Annotated in this window: 17 protein-coding genes; 10 read left to right on the forward strand and 7 right to left on the reverse strand. The window is 60.7% G+C overall.

Annotated features, from left to right (window positions below):
* Window positions 1-108: 108 nt before the first annotated feature.
* The 5 genes from AAEO81_RS29415 to AAEO81_RS29435 form a co-directional block, all read right to left on the reverse strand.
* On the reverse strand, window positions 109-882 hold the full coding sequence (locus AAEO81_RS29415) for a helix-turn-helix transcriptional regulator (protein ID WP_341960662.1): 774 nt from the start codon (window positions 880-882) through the stop codon (window positions 109-111).
* Between the two features lie 157 nt (window positions 883-1,039).
* Window positions 1,040-2,308, reverse strand: a complete 1,269-nt coding sequence (locus tag AAEO81_RS29420; RefSeq protein WP_341960664.1) for an OprD family porin — start codon at window positions 2,306-2,308, stop codon at window positions 1,040-1,042.
* Between the two features lie 251 nt (window positions 2,309-2,559).
* Window positions 2,560-2,739 (reverse strand): hypothetical protein, encoded by a 180-nt coding sequence (locus AAEO81_RS29425; RefSeq protein WP_341960665.1) that lies wholly within the window; start codon window positions 2,737-2,739, stop codon window positions 2,560-2,562.
* A 201-nt stretch (window positions 2,740-2,940) separates the two neighbouring features.
* On the reverse strand, window positions 2,941-4,047 hold the full coding sequence (aguA, locus tag AAEO81_RS29430) for an agmatine deiminase (protein ID WP_341960666.1): 1,107 nt from the start codon (window positions 4,045-4,047) through the stop codon (window positions 2,941-2,943).
* Between the two features lie 272 nt (window positions 4,048-4,319).
* On the reverse strand, window positions 4,320-7,247 hold the full coding sequence (locus AAEO81_RS29435; protein WP_341960667.1) for an aminotransferase: 2,928 nt from the start codon (window positions 7,245-7,247) through the stop codon (window positions 4,320-4,322).
* Between the two features lie 279 nt (window positions 7,248-7,526).
* Between AAEO81_RS29435 and rfbB the strand changes: the two genes are divergently transcribed.
* The 7 genes from rfbB to AAEO81_RS29470 all read left to right on the forward strand — a co-directional run bounded on the left by rfbB (window position 7,527) and on the right by AAEO81_RS29470 (window position 14,737).
* Window positions 7,527-8,606, forward strand: a complete 1,080-nt coding sequence (gene rfbB, locus AAEO81_RS29440) for a dTDP-glucose 4,6-dehydratase (RefSeq protein ID WP_166594188.1) — start codon at window positions 7,527-7,529, stop codon at window positions 8,604-8,606.
* Window positions 8,603-9,478 (forward strand): glucose-1-phosphate thymidylyltransferase RfbA, encoded by an 876-nt coding sequence (rfbA, locus tag AAEO81_RS29445; protein WP_166594187.1) that lies wholly within the window; start codon window positions 8,603-8,605, stop codon window positions 9,476-9,478. The genes rfbB and rfbA overlap by 4 nt, the downstream gene beginning before the upstream one ends.
* Window positions 9,475-10,020 (forward strand): dTDP-4-dehydrorhamnose 3,5-epimerase, encoded by a 546-nt coding sequence (rfbC, locus tag AAEO81_RS29450; RefSeq protein WP_166594186.1) that lies wholly within the window; start codon window positions 9,475-9,477, stop codon window positions 10,018-10,020. Before rfbA ends, rfbC begins: the two co-directional genes overlap by 4 nt.
* Window positions 10,017-10,898, forward strand: a complete 882-nt coding sequence (gene rfbD / locus AAEO81_RS29455; RefSeq protein ID WP_341960670.1) for a dTDP-4-dehydrorhamnose reductase — start codon at window positions 10,017-10,019, stop codon at window positions 10,896-10,898. The genes rfbC and rfbD overlap by 4 nt, the downstream gene beginning before the upstream one ends.
* 200 nt (window positions 10,899-11,098) lie before the next feature.
* Window positions 11,099-12,913, forward strand: a complete 1,815-nt coding sequence (locus tag AAEO81_RS29460) for an ATP-binding protein (protein WP_341960671.1) — start codon at window positions 11,099-11,101, stop codon at window positions 12,911-12,913.
* A complete protein-coding gene (locus tag AAEO81_RS29465) occupies window positions 12,910-14,286 on the forward strand; it encodes a sigma-54 dependent transcriptional regulator (RefSeq protein WP_341960672.1) in 1,377 nt (458 codons plus the stop codon). The genes AAEO81_RS29460 and AAEO81_RS29465 overlap by 4 nt, the downstream gene beginning before the upstream one ends.
* Window positions 14,273-14,737: a YiiD C-terminal domain-containing protein gene (locus AAEO81_RS29470; RefSeq protein WP_341960673.1), complete on the forward strand. Its 465-nt coding sequence runs from the start codon at window positions 14,273-14,275 to the stop codon at window positions 14,735-14,737. The genes AAEO81_RS29465 and AAEO81_RS29470 overlap by 14 nt, the downstream gene beginning before the upstream one ends.
* Before the next feature lie 101 nt (window positions 14,738-14,838).
* On the opposite strand, the gene cysQ is transcribed toward AAEO81_RS29470, so the two are convergent.
* The gene (cysQ, locus tag AAEO81_RS29475) at window positions 14,839-15,681 is read right to left on the reverse strand and encodes a 3'(2'),5'-bisphosphate nucleotidase CysQ (protein WP_341960675.1); all 843 of its coding nucleotides are present in this window, start codon (window positions 15,679-15,681) and stop codon (window positions 14,839-14,841) included.
* Window positions 15,678-16,244, reverse strand: a complete 567-nt coding sequence (nudE, locus tag AAEO81_RS29480; RefSeq protein ID WP_341960677.1) for an ADP compounds hydrolase NudE — start codon at window positions 16,242-16,244, stop codon at window positions 15,678-15,680. Before nudE ends, cysQ begins: the two co-directional genes overlap by 4 nt.
* A gap of 97 nt (window positions 16,245-16,341) precedes the next feature.
* Between nudE and yrfG the strand changes: the two genes are divergently transcribed.
* The 3 genes from yrfG to fdhD all read left to right on the forward strand — a co-directional run bounded on the left by yrfG (window position 16,342) and on the right by fdhD (window position 19,039).
* Complete coding sequence (gene yrfG, locus AAEO81_RS29485) at window positions 16,342-17,004, forward strand: GMP/IMP nucleotidase (RefSeq protein ID WP_341960679.1); 663 nt, start codon at window positions 16,342-16,344, stop codon at window positions 17,002-17,004.
* A gap of 218 nt (window positions 17,005-17,222) precedes the next feature.
* Window positions 17,223-18,110: a LysR family transcriptional regulator gene (locus AAEO81_RS29490; RefSeq protein ID WP_341960680.1), complete on the forward strand. Its 888-nt coding sequence runs from the start codon at window positions 17,223-17,225 to the stop codon at window positions 18,108-18,110.
* 95 nt (window positions 18,111-18,205) lie between these two features.
* Window positions 18,206-19,039 (forward strand): formate dehydrogenase accessory sulfurtransferase FdhD, encoded by an 834-nt coding sequence (gene fdhD / locus AAEO81_RS29495; RefSeq protein ID WP_341960682.1) that lies wholly within the window; start codon window positions 18,206-18,208, stop codon window positions 19,037-19,039.
* Window positions 19,040-19,043: the final 4 nt, after the last annotated feature.

Here is a 19,043-nt window from a genome sequence, read left to right on the forward strand (position 1 = left end):
CTGACCTGTAGGAGTGAGCTTGCTCGCGATAGCGGTGAATCAATCGATTCATTCATGCCTGACACACCGCCATCGCGAGCAAGCTCGCGCCTACAAGATGTCTGGCGATTACGCCATTTCGCCCAACGGATACTGCGATGGCGGCATCCCCAGCTCACGGCGGAACATGTCGCTGAAACTGCTGGGGGAATACCCCATCGAGCGCGCAATGGTGCTGACCGGCACGCCCTGAATGATCTCCGCCACCGCCGTCGCCAATTGCACCTGCCTGCGCCATTCGGCGAAACCCATGCCCAGCGTGCCCTGAAACAACCGGGACAGCGTGCGTACGCTGGCCCCGGCGTTTTCGGCATGTTGCTCGAACGAGATGCCAATGGAGGGTTCGATCATCACCGCCTGACAAATATTCATCAGCCGACGGTCGCTGTCGTCAGGCATCGGCACCTTCAGCAACGAGCGCTTTGCCCGTCGAAGCTCCAGTAACGCCAGACCGACCAACGCGCTGTAATATTCGGAATCCTTGTCCTGTTCGGCCACCAGATTGACGATCAGCTCGCGCAACAGCCGCGCCACTTCGAATACCTGAACGGTCGGCTCCAGCGTCTCGGACAACGCTGGGCGCAGGTAGATGTTGCGCATCTCCAGATCCGACACCACGCGAATGCCATGAGACACCCCCGGCGGCAACCAGACCGCCCGCTGTGGCGGCACCACCAATGCCTCGTTGGGTGTTTCGACCCACATCACCCCCGACATCGCGTAGAGCACCTGCCCCCAGTCATGCTCATGCGGTTCGATGTAAAGCCCACGCGGGTACGTGCGCGAAACACGCTGAACCGGAACGGTGGTGTTGGTGAGATCGCGAGGTGCGGCAAGGGCCATGAGAGCGACCAACAAAAGATCGGGTGTGGGCAATGTTAGCGACGTGGGGTCGAAGATGACCAGCGATTAGCGTATCCAGGCGAGCGCTTGAACAAAAACGCCCCGATCTCTCGACCGGGGCGCTCTTTTGCAGCTTCAGCTCAATCGCCGTTCAACATTAGAAAACGTTGATCGGGTAGGTGATGAAGATGCGGGTTTCGTTACCGCCAACGTTGTAGTTGGAAGCGTTGTCCGACACCCGCAGCCAGGAGTTGCGCAGGCGCAGGGACAGGTCTTTGGCCGGGCCGCTCTGGACCACGTAGGTCATCTGGCTGAACAGTTCGTGCTCTTCGCCATCGCCACGGTTGGTGCCATCGTCGATGTTGTCGCCGCGCACGTAAGCCACTTTGTAGCTCAGGCCTGGAGTCACGAGGGTCGACAGGTTAACGCCGTAGCCCAACTGCCACGAACGCTCGTCCTTGGCGTTGAAGTCCGACCAGTAGGAGTTGGTCAGGTAGATGGAGTTGCCGCCGTCACTGAAGCCGCCGTTGTTGCGATAGCCGCCGTAGTTGTAGCCGGTTTCGCCGGTGCTGCGCTGGTGCGCGATGGTGAAAGAGTGGATGCCCACTGCCCACGTTGCCGCCAAGCTCCAGATTTTGTTGTCACGGGCGTCATCGACCGCCACGTCACGATCCAGCTTGGTCTTGTAGCCGTTGAAGTCGAACGTCAGCGACTGGTCGGTCGGCAGCGCGAGGACGTAGTTCAGGTTGACGTACTGCTTCTTCAGCGTGTCTTCGTCATCGGAGGCGTAATAGGCCGCGCTGAACGCATCGGAGAATTTGTAAGCGCCGCCGTAGACGTTAATGCTTTTCAGATCACCACTGTCGCGGCCTTCGGCGCTCTTGCGGGTCTGAGCAGTGAAGCGGCCTGCAACCAGCGTCAGGTCCTTGATCTCTTTCGAGGTGATCATGGTGCCGGTGTAGGTTTCTGGCAGCAGACGCGAGTTGTCGTAACTCAGCACCGGCAGCTCCGGCATCATGTCGCCGTATTTCAGCTCGGTGTTGGAGATGCGGAATTTGACCGCGCCGCCGAAGCGGGACAGGTCGTCAGCGGCTTTGCCGTTGCTGTCTTGCTTGAAGAAGTCGATGCCGCCGGCGCCGCTTTTGCCGCGACCGCCGTCCAGACGAACGGCGTACAGGCCGAATGCGTCAACGCCGACGCCCACGGTGCCCTGGGTGTAACCGGACGAGTAATTGGCGATGAAGCCCTGGCCCCATTCAGCGCGGTCTTGAGGACCACCTTTGTAATCGCGGTTGATGTAGACGTTACGCAGATTGACGTTGAGGCTGCTGTCTTCGACGAAGCCTTTGGAGTCGGCTTGGCCATCAGCCATGGCCTGAGTGGCCGCCAGGATGCCCAGAGCGAGCAGACCGATACGCTGTTTCATCTTGTTGTCCTTGTAAGCAGATTGATCTCGCGCTGTGGCAAAAACCGGACAGGTAATTGCGTCTCCCCAGACTTACTTTCAGTCCCGGAAGCCCGCACGAAATCATCGCAGTGGACTACTGATGCACGTACATGGCGCTTGGCCACAGGCGGTTGAGGCGCGAATGCTATCGCCAGCACCGATGGGTGTCAATTTGATGAAGGCCGAAACGATGAAGTGCGCCTACTCCAGATTGGAATAGGCGCGCATGATCATTTGTGCCAAATACCGAGCAACGCCTCGATTTCCGCATCATTGATGAGGCCAGAGGGGTAGCGCTCGGAGAGCATGGCCCGGTAATCCGGAGCCTGGTGTTTTGAAGCTTGGGTTATCCGTAACCAGTCCGCCATCATCTGCCGTGCTTCACTGCTCGCAGACAAATTTTCAGTCACGCGTGGCTCATGACCTGCGTTCATAGGGATAACCTCTTACGTCTTGGACTGCGAAATCTACGGAGCTTTTGTTACAGACGAACGACTCGTGTCACCGTCAAGCCTTCGTGGAAACACCCCTTCGCCGAAAAACGAGAAGTCGCTACCCACAAAAAAGCCCGTCGTTCGACAGGCTTTGATGAGAGCAAGAAGTGAACCAACTCAGCGACGGTGTGGTGCCGGTTGCTGCTGAGTCAGGCAATGGATATTGCCGCCGCCCAGCAGCAGCTCACGGCCTGGGACCATGACCACCTCATGTTCCGGAAACAGGCGTTGCAGAATCTGACGTGCCGTTTCGTCGAGCGGATCATTAAAACTCGGGGCAATGATGCCGCCGTTGACGATCAGGAAATTCACATACGAACCGGCCAGGCGCACCGATGGGTTGCGTTCCTGGCTGCCGTGCACCTGATCGACGCCAGCGCACTCTTCCTCCGTGGCGAACAACGGACCGGGAATCGGCATTTTGTGCACGACGAACGGTCGCCCCTTGGCATCACGCGCGTGTTCCAGAATGCCCATGGCGGCCTGACAGCGCGGGTAATTGGGGTCTTTGGGATCATCGGTCCACGCCAACAGCACTTCACCCGGGCGCACGTAACAGCAGAAGTTATCCACATGCCCGTCGGTTTCGTCGTTGTACAAACCGTCCGGCAGCCAAATGATTTTCTCGACCGACAGGTGATCGCGCAGCACGGCTTCAATCTCTTCCCGAGACAGATGCGGGTTGCGGTTGCGATTGAGCAGGCATTCTTCGGTGGTGATCAGCGTGCCTTCGCCGTCGACGTGAATCGAGCCGCCTTCCAACACGAACCCTTCAGTGACGTAACGCGGGCAGCGTTCGATTTCCATTACTTTGCTGGCGAGCTGTTCGTCCAGATTCCACGGCGAGTACAGGCCGCCATCGAAACCGCCCCACGCGTTGAAGCCCCAGTCCACACCGCGCACCTCGCCTTGGTCATTGATGACGAAGGTCGGGCCGGTATCACGCACCCAAGCGTCGTCGTTGCTGATTTCGACGACACGGATGTTCGGCACATCAAGACGCGCGCGGGCGTTGTCGTATTGCGCAGCGGATACGGCGACGGTCACAGGTTCGAAGCGGGCGATTGCCTTGGCCACCGCGACATGGGCGCTCTGCACGGGTTTACCGCCCAGGCGCCAGTTGTCAGGGCGCTCAGGCCACACCATCCAGGTCTGGGTTTGCGGGGCCCATTCGGCAGGCATGTAGAAGCCGTCGGCGCGTGGTGTGCTGTTGAGTGTGGTCATTGATCAGGACTCCAGTGAGCAGCGATGGAAGTAGCGGGACAGGGTCGACTTTATAGCCGATATATATCCGCCTTAAAAGTTTATCTCACATAAAATGCAGAATAATCCGGACTAAAATTCGATATAAATCTGTCAAAAAACAGCCTGTGGGAGCGAATTCATTCGCGAAACGGTGGCACAGCCGACGGAGATGGGTCGAATGTACCGGCCATTCGCGAATGAATTCGCTCCCACAGACGACCGCCCCATGCCTGACAGGGACGCAGGTTCAATTAACCTTCAAGCTCAGCCAGAACCTTCGAAACGCTGTCCACGAAGAAATCCACGCTACGGCGCGTCGTCACCATCGGCGGTTTGATCTTGAGGATGTTCAGGTAATCACCGGTAGGCTGCATGAAGATGCCCAGCTCACGCAGCCGGTCGCACAGGTAAGTGGTCTCTTCTGTGGCGGGTTCCAACGTTTGGCGATTGCGCACCAGCTCCAGGCCCAAATAGAAACCCGAACCGTGGGCCGCGCCCACCAGGGGATGCAGGTCGATCAGCGCCAGCAGCCGTTCCTTGAAATAGCCGCCCACCACCTGCGCGTTCTCCCACAACCGTTCCTCTTCCATGACATCCAGCACCGCCAGACCGATCTGGCAGCTCACCGGACTGCCCCCCGCCGATGAGAAGAAATAGCCCTCGGCTTCCAGCGCCTCAGCAATCTCGCGCCGTGTGATCACCGCGCCAAGCGGGTGTCCGTTGCCCATCCCCTTGGCCATGGTGATGATGTCCGGCACTACGCCCTGCTCTTCAAAGCCCCAGAAATAGTGCCCGAGACGGCCGTACCCCACTTGAATCTCGTCCGCGATGCACACCCCGCCCTGCGCGCGGACTTTCTGATACACCTCGCTCAAGTAACCCGGCGGCAGCGAGATGCCGCCCGCGTTGCCGTACACCGGCTCGCAGATGAAACCTGCGACCTGACGCCCCAGCTCGGCCAGCCGCTGCAGATGCGCATCCACGCTTTTCAGGTAGAACGGCGTGCTGTCCGCACCACGCGCTTCGCCCCGATACGTGTTCGGCGCGACAACCGGATGCACCCAATCCGGACGCGTGCTCAACGCCTGCGGGTTGTCGGCGATGGACGTGGAAATCGCATCGGTCGCCACCGACCAGCCGTGATACGCCTCCAGCACGCTCAAGACATCGCGCCCGCCGCTGTAGGCCCAAGCCAACCGGATTGCCAGATCGTTCGCTTCGGTGCCGCTGTTGACCAGAAACACCCGATCCATCCCTTGCGGCGCCAGCTTGAGCAGACGCTCGGAAAACTCGGCGATGGACGCGTAATGAAAGCGCGAGTTGGAGTTGAATAACGACCATTGCCGCGCCGCGACCTGCACCATGCGCGGATGACCATGACCGAGGACCGCGACGTTATTGAGCATGTCCAGATACGAACGGCCTTGCATGTCGATCAGGTGATTGCGCCAACCGCGTTCGATCTGCGGCGGCGCCTGGTAATAGTGCTTCTGTGAGCGAGCGAAACTGGCGTCGCGACGGGCCAACAACTCGGCAGCGTCCGAGGGGGTCGGGGCGTCGCAATCGAACCCCAGCAACCCGCTTGGCGAGGGGCACAACGTGCGCCAGGCGGCGGCGCGGGAAGGCGGACAAAACAGCGGCGGGCTGACGTTGCGTTCGGAACACAACTGCACGATCAATGAACCGCCGCCCTGCCCGATCACATCGCTGGCCCCGAACTCGACTCCGGAATCGAAATCCGATCGCACGCCCCACAGGCGCAGGTTCGAATGGGCACCGACGAGCATTAACGCGCCGTCGGCGGTGTGTCGCAAGGTGCCGTGAAAAGGCGCGTGCACCGCTGTCCCGTGGGGGATCAGCAGTTCGACGTGCAACGCGAAGGTGTCCGGCTCATGGGCGCTGTCGGGCAACGTTCGGGAGAGCCGGTATTCGCCGTAACGGCTGGCCGCCAGACCGTGCGTGCGCGCAGCGTCTTTAAGGAGCGTCTCGTCGATGCCGCTCTGCTCCCAGTTTCCCGCCTCGAAATGCGCGCTGAGGACACCCAAATCAACGGTTTTGAATGCCTGCCCCTCCAGACTTGGCAACAGGGGCGAAAACGGCGTTTCGCCTTTTGATTCGTGGGTCGTTTCAAGCAGACCCACGGCGTCCAGAATCGCAGCTTCCATCAGCGCCATCGACACCGAAGTCGCCACGTCGAAGATGTTCCATTCGCTGTCGAGGTTGGCCTGAATGTAAGCATTGTCCGGCTCGACGGTGGCGTGTTGCTCGCTGCTGAGCACCAGCACCGCCGAGCGATTGACGATCAATGGCCACAGCGCTTTCAGCTCTTCGATCTGCAAGGGGTTGATTCGGTGATACGCCTGAATCGCCGGCAGGATGTACAGCGGATCGCCTTCGGCATGGTGCAGCAGCGCGGCGCAGGACACCGAGAGGTCCGCGATGCGCCAGGTACGCACCACATCGCCAAAGTCGATCAGGCCCTGCAACTGCCACATATGGTGGGCGTCCCGTTCCCAGACGACGTTGTATTCCGTGATGTCCAGGTGAATGGCTTGCATCGGCAATGCAGCGATCAATGGCAATAACCGGGCATGGGCCTGATCCGTTGCATTGGCGATGCAGACCTGCTCATCTGCATTTTCAATCACCGGCAGCAGGTGCTTGATCAGCGCGCTCGCATGGCGAGGGTCCCATTGCAGAATGCGCTCCAGCCCCGGATGGTCGAAGCCAGCCAGCGCGACATCGACTTTGGCACACAGCTCAGCCAAACGGGTCACCACTTCCCGGCTCAGGTGTTGGACATCGGCCAGCGACTGCCCGTCGATGAACTCCAGCAAGCGCACGTGCACCGCGTTCCCACCCACCTCGACCGATAAGATGTCGTCGCCACTGACCGCAGGCACCACCCCCGGCACCCGCAGATCGGGATGCGCCCCCAGGTGCCGAAGCGTCGCATGCTGGGCCGCCAACTCAGCAGTGGCGTAGTCGCCCCGGCAGATCTTCAACACAAAGCGCCGCCCTTCGTTTGTGTCCAGCAAGAAATTTCGGTCTTGCTGACTGCCCAATTCCTTCAACGACCCCACCAGCCCGTAATGCACCGAAAGCAGTTCGGCCGCCTGATCGGGAGTGACCTCCGGGCAAGGCAGGCTGGATCGATGAATCAGGGTGGCGAGCGGCATGTGAAGGGTCTCGGGGCAGGGATTAACGCGCAATATCGCCAGTTGCTCGTGAAATTCGCAACCCTGCGACAGTGCAACGTAAAGAAATCATTTAGCTGATCGATAGATAGCGTAGTCGTTACACGAATGAAACACTTGCGGCGGTTTTATGACGCTAATCGGGTCTGGCCATCAATTAATTTCATGGCCTTCGGGGCGTTTGTGCCTTGCGCCTGTCACCGCCCGCCCACAAGCTATGCTTCGTAATCTTGACGTCCATCCAGGGAAGAAGGTCTGGCTATGCGAATACTTGTCACCGGTGGCGCCGGATTTATCGGTTCGGCGCTGATCCGCCATCTGATCAATAATACCGACCACGACGTACTGAATTTCGACAAATTGACGTACGCAGGCAACCTCGAATCGCTGCACAGCATCGTGACGAACACCCGCTACGAATTCGTGCAGCAGGACATCGTCAATCAGGCCGAAGTCAGCAAGGTGCTGGCGCGTTTCAAGCCTGACGCGATCATGCACCTGGCGGCGGAATCCCACGTGGACCGCTCCATCGACGGCCCGTCGGAATTCATCCAGACCAATATCGTCGGCACTTACAGCCTGCTGGAAGCGACTCGCGGTTACTGGCTGACCTTGCCTGAGGCCGAGCGCGCCGCGTTCCGCTTCCACCACATTTCCACCGATGAGGTGTACGGCGACCTGCATGGCGTCGATGACCTGTTCACCGAAACCACGCCTTACGCGCCCAGCTCGCCCTATTCGGCCAGCAAGGCGGCGTCCGATCACTTGGTTCGCGCCTGGCAGCGCACCTACGGCCTGCCAGTCGTCGTGACCAACTGCTCGAACAATTACGGGCCGTTCCACTTTCCGGAAAAGCTCATCCCGCTGGTCATCCTCAACGCCCTCGCGGGCAAACCGCTGCCGGTCTACGGCAACGGCCTGCAAGTGCGAGACTGGTTGTTCGTCGAGGATCACGCCCGCGCGCTGCTGAAGGTCGTGACTGAAGGCAAGGTCGGCGAGACCTACAACATCGGCGGCCACAACGAGCAAAAGAACATCGACGTGGTGCGTGGCATTTGCGCCCTGCTTGAAGAACTGGCGCCGGAGCAGCGCAAAGGCGTGGCCAATTACGCGGACCTGATCACTTACGTGACCGACCGCCCCGGCCATGACATGCGCTACGCCATCGACGCGAGCAAGATTGAACGCGAACTGGGCTGGACGCCGGAAGAAACCTTCGAATCCGGGCTGCGCAAAACCGTGCAGTGGTATCTCGACAACCTGGAATGGTGCCGCAACGTGCAGGACGGCAGCTACCAGGGCGAACGCTTGGGCACCAACGTGAAGGATCTGATCGCATGACTAAAGGAATCGTACTGGCAGGCGGGTCGGGCACGCGCCTGCACCCCATCACCCTCGGGGTCTCCAAGCAACTGTTGCCGATCTACGACAAACCGATGATCTACTACCCGATCTCGGTGCTGATGCTGGCGGGCATCAAGGAAATCCTGGTCATTTCCACGCCGCTGGACCTGCCGCAATACAAGGCCCTACTCGGTGATGGCAGCCAATTCGGCGTGCATTTCCACTACGCCGAACAGCCCAAGCCGGACGGTCTCGCGCAGGCGTTCCTGATCGGCGAGGAGTTCATCGGTGACGATTCGGTGTGCTTGATCCTGGGCGACAACATCTTCCATGGTCAGCACTTCAGCGATCAGCTCAAGCGAGCGGCTGAGCACACCTCGGGCGCAACCGTGTTCGGCTATTGGGTCAAGGACCCGGAGCGCTTCGGCGTGATTGATTTCGACGAGAACGGCCACGCACTGTCCATCGAAGAAAAGCCCAAGGCACCGAAGTCCAGCTACGCCGTGACGGGTTTGTATTTCTACGACAACGGCGTCATTCAGATCGCCAAAGACGTGAAACCGTCGCCACGGGGCGAGCTGGAAATCACCGACGTCAACAACGCTTACCTCACACGCGGCGACCTGCGCGTCGAGCGTTTCGGGCGGGGCTTTGCCTGGCTCGACACCGGCACTCACGACAGCCTGCTCGACGCCTCGCAATATGTGCAGACCATCGAGCATCGTCAGGGCCTGAAAGTGGCGTGCCTCGAAGAAATTGCTTATCAGAACGGCTGGATCGATCGCGATCATCTGCTCAAACGGGCTGACTATTTTGGCAAGACCGGCTACGGTCAGTACCTGTTCAAAATTGCCGGGGAAAGCCAGTGAACGTCACTCAAAGCGAGTTGCCAGAAGTGCTCATCATCGAGCCTAAAGTGTTCGGTGATGAGCGCGGTTTCTTCTACGAAAGCTTCAACGCCAAAGCCTTCGCCGAAGCCACCGGGATTACCGATCAGTTCGTGCAAGACAACCACTCGCGTTCGCAGAAAGGCGTGTTGCGCGGTCTGCATTATCAAATCCAGAACCCTCAAGGGAAGCTGGTGCGCGTCACGGCGGGCAAGGTGCTGGACATCGCTGTCGACATCCGCCGCAGCTCGCCGCACTTCGGCAAATGGTTCGGCCTTGAGCTGTCGGCGGAAAACGCTCGCCAGCTCTGGATTCCGCCAGGATTCGCCCACGGCTTCGTGGTGCTCAGCGATCACGCCGAGTTCTTGTACAAGACCACCGACTACTACACGCCGTCCGCCGAACGCTGCATTCGTTGGGACGACGAAGAGCTGGGCATCGACTGGGGCCTGAGCGACGCGCCAACCTTGTCGGCCAAGGACCAGGTCGGCAAAAGCCTCAAAGACGCGGAATTGTTCCCGTGAGTGCGTCACTGCGGATTCTGATCAGCGGGCAACACGGCCAGGTCTCGCAAGCGTTGCAGCACACCCTGAAGGACCTCGGTGAGCTGATCGTGGTGGGTCGCGACCAGCTCGATTTGAGTGCGCCGGAGTCGATCCGCAATGTCGTGCGTGAGGTCAAACCGGACCTGATCATCAACGCTGCCGCGCACACGGCAGTGGATCAGGCCGAAAGCGAACCCGACCTGGCCTACGCGATCAACGCGACGTCTCCCGGCGTATTTGCTGAAGAAGCTGCCGCGCTGGGCATCCCATTCATTCATTACTCCACCGATTACGTGTTCGACGGCAGCAAGGATGGCGCGTGGACCGAAACCGACACGCCAAACCCGCTCGGCGTCTACGGCAGCAGCAAACTCGCCGGGGAGCAGGCCATCGAAAAGGCCGGTGGTCAGTACCTGATCCTGCGCACCAGTTGGGTCTATTCCCTGACCGGCCGCAACTTTCTGCTGACCATGCAACGTCTGCTGCAAGAGCGCGAAAAACTCACCATCGTGGCCGACCAGATCGGCGCACCGACGTGGGCGGGCACCATCGCGCAGAGCACGCGGGCGTTGATACAGCGCTGGCGTGACGGCGAGCCGGGCGCATGGGGCGTGTATCACCTGACGGCCAGCGGTGAGACGTCATGGGCAGGTTTTGCCGGGGCGATTGGTCAGGAGTTGAGCAAGGTCGGAAAGCCGTGCGCGACAATTGAGCCGATCCCTTCCAGCGCCTACCCAACCCCCGCCAAACGCCCGCTCAACTCCCGCCTCGATTGCAGCCGCCTGCAACAGGAATGGGGCGTGAGCCAACCGGATTGGCACGCTGCATTGCTGGAGTGCTTAGCTCAGCAGCGATAGGCATAATGTTGCCTATCAGATGCTGAGTGGCGCTGGCCGACCGATGCTTCGCTTGACCTCACGCCTTCGCGAGCAAGCTCACTCCTACATTCAACGGCTCCCGCCTGTAGGAGTAAGCTTGCTCGCGATAGCGGCGGCATGAGCGACACCAGCCAAATGCCTGTCACACAAGCATCGCAACGGACTCACCGGGCGATTTCATGACCAGCACTTCCTCTCTCCCCCGCCGCCCTCGCTGGCGCAGCCTCGCGTTATTGGCGTTGATCCTCGCGCCGTTGCTGTGGCCGCTGGAACGCCTGGCCGAGCGTTATTACCTCAATGAGCTGCTGAGCCAGAACCGTCAGACGCTGGACCTCTACGTCGCCAACCTGCTCGGCACACTGCACCGTTACGAAGTGCTGCCACAAATCCTTGGTGACCTGCCGGGCTTACGCGCCATGCTGGCCAACCCTCAGGACAAGCAGACCCAGGAGCAGGCCAATCTGCTGTTGATGAACACGGCCCAGCAAACCGGCGCGGAAGTCATTTACCTGATGGCGCCCAACGGCGAAACCCTCGCGGCATCCAACTGGGACAAGCGCGACAGTTTCGTGGGTCGGAATTTCGCCTTCCGCCCGTATTTCAGCAACGCCATGGCCGGCAAACTGGGTCGCTTCTTCGGCTTGGGCACCACGTCGGCCAAACGCGGGTATTTCTTCGCCGCCGCCGTGCATGACGGCAACACTGTCATCGGCGTGCTGGTGGTCAAGGTCGATTTGGACCTGACCGAAACCCTGTGGGGCAAGACGCCTGAGCAATTGCTGGTCACCGACCACAACGGCGTGGTGATCCTGACGTCCAACCCGGCCTGGCGTTTCCGCGCGACACGGCCGCTCAGCGAAGAAGAAAAACAGGCCATCGTTGCGATTCAGCCGTACCCGACCCGCGACCCGCGCCCGCTTCAACTGAATGAAAACGGCTGGCTGACCCAGACCCAGCAGATCGACGAAACCGGCTGGAGCGTGAACATCCTCGCCCCGAAAGTGCTGGTCTCGCGTCCAGTGCGCACGGTGGTCGCCATCGGCGGCGCGACGTTGCTGGTGCTGATGTTGCTGCTCGGCATCATGATGCAGCGGCGGCGTCACTACCTGGACCGCATCAACTTCGAAGGCAAGGCCCGCCGCGAACTGGAAGTGCGGGTGATGGAACGCACCAGCGACCTGGAAGGCTTGAACCAGCGGCTGCGCCAGGAAGTGCTGGAACGGGAACATGCGCAACAGGAGCTGTTTCGTGCGCAGGACGAGCTGGTTCAAGCGGGCAAACTGTCGGCGCTGGGCACCATGTCGGCCAGCATCAGCCATGAGCTCAACCAGCCGTTGGCAGCGATCCGCAGCTACGCGGAAAACGCCGAAGTGCTGCTCGATCACCAGCGCACCGACGATGCACGGGACAACCTCAAGTTGATCAGCGAACTCACGGGGCGCATGGCGTCGATCATCGCGCACTTGCGCGCCTTCGCCCGGCGTGACCGGCACGCGCCTGAAAGCGTGGCCCTGCAACCGGCCTTCGACGACGCGCTGGCCTTGCTCGCCAAACGGCGCCGCGCCATGGACGTCGAGCTGATTCGCGACCTACCCGACGCCACGCTGTGGGTGCAGGCTGGCGAAACCCGCTTGCGGCAGGTGCTCGGCAATTTGCTGGCGAACGCACTGGACGCTCTCACCGAGAAAGGCCCGCCGCGCAAATTGTGGATAAGTGCCGAGTACAACGCCGAGGGCGTCAACCTGTACATTCGCGACAACGGCCCGGGCTTTTCCCGCGAGGCGCTGGAGCATGCGCGCGAACCCTTCTTCACCACCAAGACGCGCACGCAGGGCCTGGGGCTGGGCCTTGCGATCTGCGATACGCTGATGCGCGCGCTGGGCGGCGAACTGCTGTTCGCCAATCACCCCGAGGGCGGCGCGCTGCTGACGCTGCGCATGCGCACTGGGGCTTCAGGGGTCAGTCTTCAACCGCCGGAGGATCTATCTGCATGACCACGGACACCGCCATCGACAGCCGTATTCAGGTTGTGCTGATCGACGACGACCCACACTTGCGTCAGGCCCTGAGTCAGACGCTGGACCTGGCAGGTCTGAAAGTCCTGCCGCTGAGCGACGCCACTGGCCTGCAAGCCCGCATTGAGCGTGACTGGCCGGGGGTGATCGTCAGTGACATCCGCATGCCGGGCATCGACGGCCTCGAACTGCTGAATCAACTCCACGCACAAGACCCGGAACTCCCGGTACTGCTGATCACCGGTCACGGCGATGTACCGCTGGCAGTCCAGGCGATGCGGGCCGGGGCCTATGACTTTCTGGAAAAACCCTTCGCCAGCGACGCGCTGCTCGACAGCGTGCGCCGCGCACTGGCCCTGCGCCGCTTGGTCCTGGACAACCGCAGCCTGCGTCTTGAACTGAGTGATCGCCAGCAACTGAGTGCGCGTCTGGTCGGCCTCTCGCCACAGATGCAGCGCTTGCGCGACCAGATCGGTGCTCTGGCAGCCACGAAGGCCGATGTGCTGATTCTCGGTGAAACCGGCGCGGGCAAAGAAGTCGTGGCCCGCGCGCTGCATGATCTGTCCAACCGTCGCAACGGCCCTTTTGTCGCGATCAACGCGGGCGCGCTGGCGGAGTCGGTGGTCGAGAGCGAGCTGTTCGGCCACGAGCCGGGCGCTTTCACCGGGGCGCAAAAACGGCGCATCGGTAAATTCGAATTCGCCAACGGCGGCACGCTGTTTCTCGATGAGATCGAGAGCATGAGCATGGATGTGCAGGTCAAGCTACTGCGGCTGTTGCAAGAAAGGGTGGTCGAACGGCTGGGCGGCAATCAGCAGATCCCGTTGGACATTCGCATCGTCGCCGCCACCAAGGAAGACCTGCGTCACGCCGCCGATCAAGGCCGTTTCCGGGCCGACCTGTATTACCGCCTGAACGTCGCGCCGCTGCGCATTCCCCCTCTGCGCGAACGGGGCGAGGATGCACTGGTGCTGTTTCAGCATTTCGCGGATGCCGGGAGCCTGCGTCACGGCTTGCCTCGCCACGAACTGCAACCGGGGCAACGGGCAATGCTGTTGCGCCACAGTTGGCCTGGGAATGTGCGCGAGCTGCAAAATGCCGCCGAGCGTTTTGCGCTGGGTCTGGAGTTGGAACTGGAAGGCACGTCGCCGCACATGCCCGCCTCGACCGGTGGCCTGAGTGATCAAGTCGAAGCCTTCGAGCGCGCTCTGATTGCCGCCGAACTGACCCGCCCTCACAACTCCGTTCGCAGCCTCGCCGAAGCACTGGGCATCCCCCGCAAAACCCTGCACGACAAACTGCGCAAACACGGCCTGATCTTCAGTGGTGGCGGTTCCGATGACAACGAATGAATCTGCGGCCAGCTACCTGGAAACCGTGCTGCATCACGACATCCCCCTGACCCGCGACATGGGCATGAAAGTCATCGCCTGGGAAAACCATCAACTGCGCCTGCACTTGCCGTTGGCGCAGAACATCAACCACAAGAGCACGCTGTTTGGCGGCAGCCTGTATTGCGGCGCCGTGCTGGCGGGTTGGGGTTGGCTGTACCTGCGGTTGAAAGAAGCCGGGATCGACGACGGCCACATCGTGATCCAGGACGGCCAGATCAGCTATCCGCTGCCGGTGAGGCGCGACGGCGTGGCAATTTGCGAAGCGCCGGATGACGCGACCTGGGAGAAATTCGTGAAGCTTTATCAGCGTCGCGGGCGTGCGCGATTGGCGCTGAACACCCGAATCGTGGCCGAAGGGTCGGACGACTCAGCGGTGGAGTTTGTTGGGCAGTATGTGTTGCATAAATAAGCGCGGCATCAGCGGACGCAGAGCGTCGAAGGCGGCATTCCCACGCGGAGCGTAGGAACGATCGGAATCGTGTCCGCCGCAGAATGTTGAGTTGGCTGCGATCAGCCTTTTGCCAATTCCACCAACGCCCCGCGCCACGGCGCATTGCCCGGCAACGCCAGAAAAAACCCGTTGAGCAACGACTCACGTGACGGGTACTCGAACGTTTCGCCCATCAGGTCCAGCACCACACCGCCCGCCCCTTCCAGCACGCCCTGCGCAGCGGCGGTGTCCCATTGCGAAGTCGGGGCCAGACGTGGGTAGCAATCAGCCGAACCTTCGGCCAGCAGGCAGAATTTCAACGAGCTGCCGATGTTGGTCAGTTTCAGTTCGCCCACCACTGACGACAGCCCTGCCAACAGCGCCTCCTGCTCCGGGCTGGAATGGCGACGGCTGGCGACCACGGTAAACGCCTCGCCCACACTGGGCTGTTCACGCACGGTAATCGGTTCGACGTGATCAACAGCATCGCTCCGCCAAGCCCCCATGCCCGCTCCGCCAAAGTAACAGCGGTCGTTGGTCGGCATTGATACCACGCCGAACACAACGCGCCCATCCTCGACCAGCGCGACGTTGACAGTGAATTCTTCGCTGCCCGAAATGAACTCCTTGGTCCCGTCGAGTGGATCGACCAGCCACCAGCGCTGCCACTGGCTGCGCTCGCTGAGAGGGATGTTGGCGTCTTCTTCGGACAGGATGTGAATGCTCGGGTCCAGCGCTTTCAGTCCCGCTACCAACAGCTCGTGAGCGGCCAGGTCGGCAGCGGTCACGGGGGAATTGTCGGATTTGGACGTCACTTCAACGCCCGAGCGCCAGAACGGCAGAATGGCTTCTCCCGCGCGACGGCAGAGGTCGATCACCGGGGCCAGCAACGGGTGGGGCAAATCAGCGAACAGATCAGTCATGGCTGAAAGACCCCGCGCTGGGTCAACAGATCGCGGGTCAGGTACAACGCAGCCAGGGCGCGACCTTCTGAGAACTGCGGGTGCTGCGCCAGGCTGGCGAGTTCGCGCAGGTTGATCTTGTCCACGCGCATCGGCTCAGGCTCGTCACCCTCCAGGCGCTCTTCATACAGATCGGTGGCCAGCACCACTTGAATCTTCTGACTCATGTAACCCGGCGACAGCGACAGCTCAGTCAGATGTTCAAGGTTGCGCGCCCCGTAACCCGCTTCTTCCTTGAGCTCACGGTTGGCGGCGGCCAGCACGTCTTCGCCCGGCTCGACCAGCCCTTTGGGCAAGGACAGCTCGTATTCATCGGTGCCGCCACAATACTCTTCCACCAATACGGCGTGCTCGGCGTCGAGCATCGCCACGATCATCACCGCCCCGTAACCGTTGCCGCGTCCGACCAGACGCTCATAAACGCGTTCGACGCCATTGGAAAAGCGCAATTGCACTTCTTCGACTCGGAATAGACGGCTGCTCGCGACGATTTCACGGGCGAGTACGGTGGGTTTCTGGCGCATGACAAGCTCCTTGGCGTAGACGGGTTACTATACCGTGGCTTTTCTGAATGTCTGTGTCGGAAAACCACAGCGACTTATTCAATGCCGAGAGACCCGTATGCCTTCTTTGCCCTGGCGCGACATCGACACCGTTCTGCTGGACATGGACGGAACACTGCTCGACCTGCACTTCGACAATCATTTCTGGCTTGAACACCTGCCTAAACGTTACGCGGAGCTGCATGGCGTGAGCCTCGCGATGGCGAAAATGGAGCTGACGCCGCTGTTTGAGAAGAACGCGGGCACGCTGAACTGGTATTGCACCGATTTCTGGAGCAGCGAACTGAAGCTCTCGGTGAAAGAGCTGAAAGTGGAAATTGCCCACCTGATCGCGCTTCGCCCCGACGCTGAGCTGTTTCTGGAGGCCATCAAACAGGCAGGCAAGCGGGTGATCATGATCACCAACGCACACCGGGATTCGCTGTCTTTGAAAATGGAGCGGCTGGAGCTGGCGCCCTATTTCGAGCGGCTGATCAGCTCACACGATTACGGCTATCCCAAGGAAAACCCGCAGTTCTGGGACGCGCTGCACGCGGACATCGATTTCGATGCGACCCGCAGTCTGTTCATTGACGACACCCTGCCGATCCTGCGCAGCGCCGGGCGTTATGGCGTGAAACACCTACTGGCCGTGCGTGAACCCGACAGCCGAAAGGGGCCGAAGGAGACCGAAGAATTCGACGCCGTTGAAGATTACCGGACCCTGATCCAAGGCCTGTGATCGTTCCCCTGTCACACACCAATCCCTGTGGGAGTGAGCTTGCTCGCGATGGATGCCTGGAACAAACAGGTATGTATCGAGTGTCAGGCCTATCGCGAGCAAGCTCACTCCTACAGGTTGCCCATTGCGCAACTGTTCGTCCCAGTCCCAATCATCACCCCATGCGACATCCTGCCGCGCTAGAATCCCCGAGCCGACCTGTGCCTTGCGGAGTGAAGATGGACATCAAACAGCTGAAATTCCTGATTGCCCTCGACGAAACCCGTCATTTCGGGCAGGCGGCTGCGCGTTGCCACATCACTCAGCCGACCCTCTCCATGCGTCTGCGCAGTCTGGAAGAAGAGCTGGACCTACCGCTGGTCAACCGCGGTCAGCGTTTCGAAGGCTTCACAGCCCCAGGCGAGCGTGTGCTGGCGTGGGCACGTACGGTGTTGGCGGCCTATGACGGTTTGCAGGCCGAAGCCGCTGCCTGTCGCGGGCACCTCGTCGGTACCTTGCGATTGGGTGTCGTGCCACTGTCCAACTTCGATCCGCTGCCGTTGCTGCAACGCCTGCACAACAATCACCCAAGCATGCGCTTCGAATTGTCGTCCCTCAGTTCCGAACAAATCCTCGACCAACTGGCGAGCAACCGGCTCGACCTCGGCGTTTCATACCTGGAACGGCTGGACTCGGAACGCTTCGACTCGCTGGAGCTGGCGGAAACGCGCATGGGCCTAATGTACGATCAGCGCCACTTCAGCTTCGGTGACGCCCCCCTGAGCTGGGAGAGCCTGATCGAATTGCCGTTGGGCATGCTCACCAGCGGCATGCACTTTCGCCAGTCCATTGACCACAACTTCCAGACCCGTGGGCTGGAACCCCAGCCGCTGATCCAGACCGACGCCGTCCATCAACTGCTGCAAGCCGTACAAGCCGGTTTCTGCTGCGCGATCATGCCGCTGGACGGCGGGCTCGAAACGCTGACAGATCACCTGCGTCTGCAGCCCATCGAACAGGCGCAGACACTGGCCCGCCTGGGACTCATCATGCGTCGCTCGGCGCCACGATCCGCGCTGGCCGAGGCGTGCTTTGGCGAGTATCACAAAATGATCGCGGCATCTTGATCGACGTCATCTATTACGGCATCAGTACTAGCGATTAGACGCCATCCGACGAGAGGCCTAGGCTAGGGGCCTGGAAACTCTGCCGGTACGTCCCGATGCATACCAAGCACAAGGAAAGCACGGCGCCCGCAAAACAACTGCCCGCGCCTGCCGCAAGCCAGCCCTACACCTACTCGAATCTGGAGCACGACGCTTCTGAGCCCACCGTGCTCGCAGAGGAAGTGGCGCTGGCCATTGCCTTTAATGGCATCAGCCAGGCGGTGATGCTGGTGACGCCCTCCGATCTGGAAGACTTTATCGTCGGTTTCAGCATCGGCAGCGGCATCATCGAATCCCCCGACGAAATCTACGACATCAAGCTTGGCGGCTGCGGTTCTGCGCAAACGGCGGAAGTCGAAATTGCCAGCCGCGCGTTCTGGAACCTCAAGACTCAGCGTCGACAAATGGCCGGAACCACCGGTTGCGGCCTGTGCGGGGTCGAAGCCGTGGAACAGGCCTTGCCTGAGCTGAACGTACTCCCCGGCGCTCCGCTGCCCCCGGCCGAATGGCTTCACGGCTTGCGTGAGCGCCTGGACGAATTCCAGCCGTTGGGCCAGTACTGCGGTGCCGTCCATGCCGCGATGTTCATGAACGATAAAGGCGAACTGCTGCTCGGTCGCGAAGACATCGGTCGACACAACGCCCTCGACAAACTGATCGGGGCGCTGATCCGCCAAAACATTCCCACGGCGGGCGGCCTGGCGGTCGTGACCAGCCGTTGCAGCCTCGAATTGATCCAGAAAGTCCTGCGTGCCGGGATAAAAACCCTTGTCAGCCTGTCCTCGCCTACCGGCCTGGCGCTGCAATGGGCGCGTCGGCACAACCTCAACCTCATTCATCTGCCAAAACACAGCGCGCCGCGGGTCTACAGCCCGGCCTTGGAGAATTAACGCG

The organism is Pseudomonas sp. RC10 (genome assembly GCF_038397775.1).
In the GTDB taxonomy this organism is placed as follows: domain Bacteria; phylum Pseudomonadota; class Gammaproteobacteria; order Pseudomonadales; family Pseudomonadaceae; genus Aquipseudomonas; species Aquipseudomonas bambusae.